The sequence below is a fragment of the Prosthecobacter sp. genome, from assembly GCF_049294395.1.
GTDB lineage: Bacteria > Verrucomicrobiota > Verrucomicrobiia > Verrucomicrobiales > Verrucomicrobiaceae > Prosthecobacter.
The window spans coordinates 1-7,495 of the sequence record NZ_JBAQCR010000287.1 but is presented as its reverse complement, the minus strand read 5'-3'; the positions used below and the strand labels follow the sequence as shown (position 1 = coordinate 7,495).

Genomic DNA, 7,495 nt, shown 5'->3' with positions numbered 1-7,495 from the left:
TCATCCGCACTCACCCCGCTGCGCTCCAGCGCCATATCATCACACGCCTGCTCACGCGCCCTCGCGCTCGCCCTCAGCATCACCCACACCAGCGGGTGAAACCACAGCAGCAGCGCCGCCACCGTCGTCAGCAGCGTGACCAGCACATCCCCGCGCGCGATGTGCGCCAGCTCATGCCGCAGCACCAGCCTCAGCCGCTTCTCCTCCCATCCCGCCGCCTGCACCGGCAGCAGCACCGTCTTCTTGGAAATGCCCCACGTCATAGGCACCGCACACGCCGCGCTCATCCGCAGGCAGCCCTCCGGCAGCTCCAGGTGCAAAGCCCCCGCCTCCTCCGCAAAACACCGCTGCATGGTAGCATCTACCACCATGTGAGATTCCCCCCTCAGCCTCCGCAGCGTCCAGGCCGAGCCCCCCAGCACCACCGCACCCGCGCAGATGCCCCCCAGCCACAGCACCGCCCACAGCGGCGAATATGGCACCTCCTCCTGCGCCACCGTCACCGACACCGTCGAAGCCACCGTTGGCGGCACATCCTCATTATTCAGCGCCACCGTGGTTTCAAGTCCCCCCGCAGTCTGCGGAGAATGCAGCGCCCCCCATGAAATCCGCCACACCGGCGCGATAAAGCTGCACACCATCACCACCGGGATCAGCATCAGCGCCGAAGCCAGAATAAAATGCCGCCGCGCCGCCGCCATCCGCCGCACGCACAGCGCCACCCCTCCAGTCAGTGCCAGCAGTGCCGTCGTTTGCAGCGTCACATCCAGCAGCCAGCCCGGTGTGAAAGAAAGAAAAAGCTCAGTGCTCATAGATTGCGTTGTAGTTTGCTAACGTGGTTGTGAATCATTGAAAAAATCTGCGCAGCAGAGGCTCGGAACACCGCACATCGTCTCAGGTACAGTCTCTGCGGCGTTCCCATCTCTGCGGTGAAACATCAGGTCTTCTTGGGCCTCTTGTCCGTCTTCGCCTTGTCCAGAAAGCCCCTCAGCTCCGCCACTTCATTGTCACTCAGCTTCGTCCCCGGCGCGCTCAGGTACGCCGCCAGTGCCTGCGTCAGCGATCCCCCGAAAATCGTCCCTATCACCCGGCTCAGCGTGCTCTGCCCCACCTCCTCCCGCGAATGCACCGGCTGGTAGATAAACTCCCGCCCCTCCTGCCGGTGCTTCAGCTGTCCTTTCCCCTCCAGGATCGTCAGGATCGACCTCAGCGCCGCCCGCGTCGGCGCCTTCTCCATCCCCTCAAGAATCTGCGACAGCGTCGCCTCACCCTGCGCAAACACCAGGTCCATCACCTCTCGCTCACGGCGGCTCAATTGGGCAATTTTCTTCATAGATTGAAATTTCAACCCATCTTGGCCCAAGAGTCAATACCAAAGATTGAATTTTCAATCTTAAAGCGGCTCGCCGCATTCAGACCGACAATCGAGGCGGTAAGAATAGAACAATTGGCGGCATCTATCGAAGGGAGAGATTCTAAGTATGGCTTTTCTCACACACGACAAATTGTAGTAATTCATAATGCTTTGCTAAGTTCCAAACTACACGTCCATTTAACCCAACGGGTCGCGGCGCAATAAAAAGGCGATCATAAATCAGTGCCTGTCTTCGCAATCAAATTTTCTGCTAGGAAGAGCATTAGTGGCGTTTCCTTGAACAAAAAGGCCTCCTGGCCAGAGAATGGAGTGAATCGAGAAAGCTCTCCTTCTTTGTTGTGGACGAGTGCGTTCCTAATCAGGTAAATTCTGGCTGCTAGAGAAGCGTGAATCCTGTCCGAATTGATGTCAAGAGTCTGTGGCTGTCCGAAAATTGACTGAGGTTTGGTGAAATAAGGCTCGGAGGACTCAAATTCTTCAATCCAACTGATAATCTCATCAGGCATGAAATGCTGCTCTAGTACCGTTGCCAGCATTCGCTGTTCATCCATCTTCTGATCAAACTTTCTGACCATAGAAGCGACGAGGCGAAGTTGTGTGGAGCTCTTATGAGTGAAGTCTGGATGTGCTATTTTATCAGCGAGCCTTTTGTGAAGAACATTTTCAGAGGCAGATGTGAAAAAGAACTCGAGAACTTTGTATAAAGTGAGAAATGCTAGAATCGGACTGTCACTCGACAAAGCTAGTTGATAATATGCCACCAGATCTTTATTGTAAATTCTTTTGGGGAAGTGGGGTTCTTCTTCACCCTTGCGGCCCAGTTGATAAAAACTCCTTTCCCAAGACGTCGAAAGAGTGAGGCCGACCCCTGTGGCAAAAGCAATGTTGAATAGTCCGGAGATAGCAATATCGCGCAGTCTATTTTTACCTCCGGCGTGTGCGCCACCCTCTGCTATTCTAACTTTAACAGTCAGAACACGCGAAAATAACGTGCGCATTTGCACTATTTCACCATCTGCTTGACGCCTAGCCATTTCCATACGCATTCCAAGCATCCTTCTCCTGAATGCGCGAAATGTTTCTGACTTACCCAATTGAAATAAAAATGCCTCAGAGGCTCCACTTAATTCAATTACGATTTGTCCATCAGGGCTTTTAATTGAAAAAGTTGGATTGCGTCGAAAAATTCTAAATTGCGCCGAACCAGATCCCATTGTCTCGATCGCTTGCTCAAAGTAATCTGGGTAAAAAATTGAGGTGTCATTCTCGAGGTGAATTGTACTCCTTACTTTTAGAAAGTTATCAACGGCTGAAACAGGGACTTTGAAATGCACTGCGCTTGTTGCGACAGAACTAAGTTTAGCTACGAAAAACCCTTCTTTTTCTTCAATTACCTCGGCTCGATAAGGTCGAAGTAATTCAGCAGCATCTTCAAGAGTGGCCATATGATTGAAATATGGTTAGTGTTTTTTTACTTTGTTGGTTTAATCAAATCTGGCTAGCTTTCCGCTCCGGGAACCAATTCGGTGCCCCCTCACCAGCTCGCCACCACCTCATACGCATACCCGCGCAGATACTCCGTCTCCGGAATCGTCGCCAGAATCGGATGATCCGGCCGCTGCGTGTACGTCGTCACCCGCCGCAGCGTCTTCTTCGCATCCACCGCCGCATCCGTGATGCTGCTGTGAAACTCCTCCGCACTCACATGGTGTGAGCACGTGAACGTCGCAAAGATCCCGCCCGGCTCCAGCATCTTCATCGCCCGCAGGTGGATCTCCTTGTACCCCCGCAGCGCATCCCTCACGGAACTCTTCGTCTTCGTGAACGACGGCGGATCCAGGATGATCAAATCATACCGTGCCGCCGCAGCCTCGTTCCGCTTCAGGAAATCAAAGCAGTTCTCCGCCACGCAGTTGATCTGCACCCCCGCAATCGCCGCATTCTGCCTCGCCACCTCCGTGGCCTGCTCGCTGATGTCCACCGCCGTCACCTCGCTCGCACCCGCCAGCGCGCAGGCCTGCGCAAAGCCGCCCTGATTCGAAAAACAGTCCAGCACCCGCCGCCCCTTCGCCAATGCAGAAACAAGCTGATAGTTGTCCAGCTGATCCAGATACAGCCCCGTCTTCTGCCCCTCCAGCAGGTCCGCATGAAACGCGCTGCCCTGATACCGCACCACAAACGGCTCAGGCATCTCACCGCTGATCACCCCCTTGATCTGCTCCATGCCCTCCGCCTTGCGCACCGCACCTTCATTGCGCTCCACGATGCCCCGTGGCTTCAGCACATCATTCAGCGCCTGAATAATCAGCTCCTTGCGCAGATCCATCGCCAGCGTCAGCGTCTGCACCACCAGGAAGTCACCGTAGCGATCCACGATCAGCCCCGGCAGCCCGTCCGACTCGCTCCACACAATGCGGCACAGATTCAGATCCACCCCTGATGCCTCGCGCACCTTGATCGCCCGCTGAATCCGCCGCGTGAAAAAGTCCAGATCCAGGTCCTGACGCCGGTACGAAAACAACCGCGCCGAAATCTGCGATGCCGGATTGTAAATCGCACTCCCCAGCGGCTTCCCCCTCACATCCTGCAAATGCACCACATCCCCCGGCTTCGGATCCCCAAACCGCTTCTGAATCTCCGTCGCATAAACCCAAAGGTGACCGTGAAAAAGACGCGCGCGTGGCTGAACAGTAAGAGTAGGCATGGTTGGGGCAGGGGAGTATGGTTGATAAACAGATCTGAACGGACGGTAGAGCGCTAGCGCCAAATGACGAATGAGTAAATCCGAGCCGAGCGGAGCGAGACAGACAGCTATAGGCTGCCCCGGAAGGGTGAGCAAAGCGAATCAATGTCGAAGCAATGACAAAGCCCCAAAGACCATGAACCCAGCGCCAAGATCACATATCTTTCCGTGAAAAACCGGCGCTGACATCACGGACGCCCTGAAAATTTGGCAAAGGAATGGATTGGCAGTGGAATGGATTTTTCCGGCATTCCTTTGCCACAACATTCCTTTGTCTAAAACAACGCTCACGCAGCCTCACGGACGCCCTGATTGGCTATGGAATAAATTCTTCAGTTCATTCCTTTGCTTGTCCATTCCATTGCTAAAAAACAAGGCTCTAGCAGGCTCCATCTCCAACAATAACAGGACTCCGCCTTCATCCTGCTTCAAGCCTCACCACCGCCTTGATCACCCGCGAGTCCGGCAGCAGCCACGCATCCATTTGAGTGGGCAGCTCCCCAAACTCACACCGGTGACTGATCCACGGCCTCGTATCAATCTGCCCCGACTGCATCATCCCCAAGATCCTCGGAAAATCCGCCGCCACCGCATTCCGGCTCGCAAACAACGTCAGCTCCCTCCGGTGAAACAGCGGATCATCAAGAATGACCGGCTCCTTCGTGATCCCCACATACACAATCCGTCCCGTGAACCGCGCATACCTCAGCGTCCCCGCCATCGATCCCGCGTGCCCCGTCGCATCAAACACAATCTGAAACGCCGCCTCATCCGGCAGCGCCGCCACCACCTGGACACCCGGATAATTCTGCTCCACGAAAAGCCGCCGCGCAGGATTCAGCTCCAGCACCGTGATCGCCGCCTCAGCCGCCCGCGCAAACTCCAGCACCGTCAGCCCGATCGGCCCCGCGCCAATGATCAGCACATCATCGCTCGGAGAGATCTGCGCCCGGTTCACCGCATGGCACCCAATCGCCAGCGTCTCCACCAGCGCCAGCTGTTCAAAGTCCAGCGCATTGCACGCATGCAGCTTGTGCGCCGGCAGCACCATCCGCTCCCGCATGCCCCCATCACAATGCACCCCCAGCACCTGCAGCGTCTCACAGCAGTTCGTGCTCCCACGCAGACACGCATGGCACGTCCCACAGTTCAGATACGGCTCCACCGAGCACCGATCCCCCACCTGCAAATGCGACACCCCATCACCCACCGCCAGCACCTCCACCCCCAGCTCATGCCCAAGAATCCGCGGAAACTCAATGAACGGCATCTTCCCCAAGTACCCGCTGAAATCCGTCCCACAGATCCCAATCGCCCGAATCCCCACCAGCGCCTCCCCCACACCCGGAGCCGCAGCCTCCGGCAGCGTCGTCCATTCAAAAGTCCTGGTAGCAGTAAGAGTCAGTGAGCGCATAAAATGAATAACGGAGGATAGGGCGTCCCGCCTGTCAGGTCGAACACCGAATAAAATCCCCTTCAAAAAATTCCACCCCCATCATCCCACCGCCCCCGTCCTTTGGGTCCTTTCCGTCCTTTAAGTCCTTCTCTCTCTACCGCTCCCACTCCACCCACCACCTCACCTCCGTCCATCCTTTAATCCTGCATCCTGTGAATCCTGTCCACCTCCCCGCGCTCCATCCCAAACACCTCATCCACCGCCACACCCTCACCACGGCACGGCCCGCGCATCCCCTGACACTCCAAAGCCCCACCACTCCACTTCTCTCCATCCTGTAATCCTGCATCCTGTTAATCCTGTCTATCTCCCCACACTCCCACCACAAACTCTCCGCTATCTCCACCGCCACACCCTCACCTGACCAAATACTTCCCACCCTCAACCACGACTAGCGGCAACCGCTTCTCCCTCTCAAACACCTCATACACCGGCACCAGCTCTTCCCAAAAACCTCGGTGCGCCTCCTCCGCTCTCCCCATCCGCTCCGCCGTCATCCGAAACGGAAAACAATGCACCGCCACACTCCCTCCTCTGGATACCGCCGCCTCCACCACCAAATAAATCTCCTCGATCACCGCATCCGTCATCGCAAAGCACCCCACGCTGCACACATCCCCGTGCACCATGATCAGGCTCCCCGTCCGCTGCTGCGCCAGATCATACGCATTCGGGTACCCGATGTTAAACGCCAGATGGTAGCTGCTGGCAGGATTCAGCATCTTCTGCGTCACGCTGTAAAAACCCTCCGGCGCCTGCAGGTCCCCCTCACGCGTCTTCGGCCCCAGCGTCCCCGAAAAACACGCGATGGGATAAGTGCGGAACAGTGTCCATTCGCCCGAGCCCCCCTGCAACCACAGCTCCAACTCACGACTCTCCTTGAAGATCCGAACGAACGCCGGCTGACCCAGCGCACACTTCCGCGCCGCAAGCTCCTCCTGCAGCTTTGGCAGCAGCCGCGCACGCACATGGCTCATCCTAGCCCCGGCATCCATGCGGCGCCATTCTTCTGGCGGAGGCGGCGCAGGGTAGGGCAGAGAAAGAGATTCACGCGTGACCATTGGCTGGGCGTAGTTGAGCCAGGAACGAACAACATTCAATGAACCCGCTCGCATCGCGAGAATGCACGCGGCCACCAGGAGCAGCAGCAGGCGCTTTTTCATGGCGCAGCCGAATCAGGCCACAGGCGGCGGCACTGTCGGAGGCGAAAGAGTAATCTGCTTGCCGCGCACAATGTTCATCGCGCCATTCAACTCACCTCCCGGTTCGATCGACACCGACCGCGCAGTCACATCCCCATTGATGGAGCCGTTGCTGCCGATCAGCACCGGACCCGTGCTGTGGATCGTTCCCGTGAGACGTGCCTGAATCTCCACATCCGTGGCATGCACCGAATTGAGGAAAGCCACATCCGCACCTTTCTCCACCACAAAGCGCTGGCAGTGAATTTCACCGATGATGCTGCCCGTCGTGCGGAAAGTCGCGTCACCCGAGCACGTGACATTCGCCTCGATGATGCCATGGCACTCAAGGTCCCGGCACTGCACGCTGCTGGCCGAAAGCCTGCCGCGTTTGCGTATGAGAACATTGCCGCGCGTCTTGATCGGCTGCGTGGAGGTCATGTTGATCTCCACATCTTCCAACGAAATATAAGCACCGCAGGCAGGGCAGTTCGCAGACTTGGCCGAGCGACCGGTTTTAAACTTATGCCCGCAGTCAAAGCACTCCGCGTCTTTGAAATACTGGTTCCGGTACATGCCCTGCTCCTTCATCTTCTGCAGAGAGGTCGCCGTTTGCGGCGCAGGGGCGGGCGTGGGGGGCGGGGAATTGGACTGCGGACGGCGCGCGGCCGTCGGTTGATACTCCGCAGCAGCACTCACAGGTGCGGCTGCGGTGGTGGCTGCTTCAGTCGGAGCAGGAG

At 57.0% G+C, this 7,495-nt stretch carries 8 protein-coding genes; 1 reads left to right on the top strand and 7 read right to left on the bottom strand.

Features of this window, described 5'->3' with window-relative positions:
• The 5 genes from WAW39_RS19465 to WAW39_RS19445 form a co-directional block, all read right to left on the bottom strand.
• Positions 1-812, bottom strand: an 812-nt coding sequence (locus tag WAW39_RS19465) for a M56 family metallopeptidase (protein ID WP_422320829.1), incomplete at its 3' end; no start/stop codon positions are given.
• A 125-nt stretch (positions 813-937) separates the two neighbouring features.
• On the bottom strand, positions 938-1,333 hold the full coding sequence (locus WAW39_RS19460; protein WP_422320828.1) for a BlaI/MecI/CopY family transcriptional regulator: 396 nt from the start codon (positions 1,331-1,333) through the stop codon (positions 938-940).
• 254 nt (positions 1,334-1,587) lie between these two features.
• Positions 1,588-2,820, bottom strand: coding sequence for a hypothetical protein (locus WAW39_RS19455; RefSeq protein WP_422320827.1), 1,233 nt, complete (start codon positions 2,818-2,820; stop codon positions 1,588-1,590).
• 89 nt (positions 2,821-2,909) lie between these two features.
• On the bottom strand, positions 2,910-4,079 hold the full coding sequence (locus WAW39_RS19450) for a class I SAM-dependent rRNA methyltransferase (RefSeq protein WP_422320826.1): 1,170 nt from the start codon (positions 4,077-4,079) through the stop codon (positions 2,910-2,912).
• 457 nt (positions 4,080-4,536) lie between these two features.
• Positions 4,537-5,532, bottom strand: a complete 996-nt coding sequence (locus WAW39_RS19445) for a zinc-binding alcohol dehydrogenase family protein (protein ID WP_422320825.1) — start codon at positions 5,530-5,532, stop codon at positions 4,537-4,539.
• A gap of 194 nt (positions 5,533-5,726) precedes the next feature.
• Here WAW39_RS19445 and WAW39_RS19440 point away from each other — a divergent pair, with 194 nt between their 5' ends.
• Positions 5,727-5,855, top strand: a complete 129-nt coding sequence (locus WAW39_RS19440) for a hypothetical protein (RefSeq protein WP_422320824.1) — start codon at positions 5,727-5,729, stop codon at positions 5,853-5,855.
• A gap of 75 nt (positions 5,856-5,930) precedes the next feature.
• Here WAW39_RS19440 and WAW39_RS19435 read toward each other — a convergent pair whose 3' ends face one another.
• Positions 5,931-6,737, bottom strand: coding sequence for a L,D-transpeptidase family protein (locus WAW39_RS19435; protein ID WP_422320823.1), 807 nt, complete (start codon positions 6,735-6,737; stop codon positions 5,931-5,933).
• Between the two features lie 12 nt (positions 6,738-6,749).
• A partial coding sequence (locus tag WAW39_RS19430; protein WP_422320822.1) for a bactofilin family protein occupies positions 6,750-7,495 on the bottom strand: 746 nt, incomplete at its 5' end.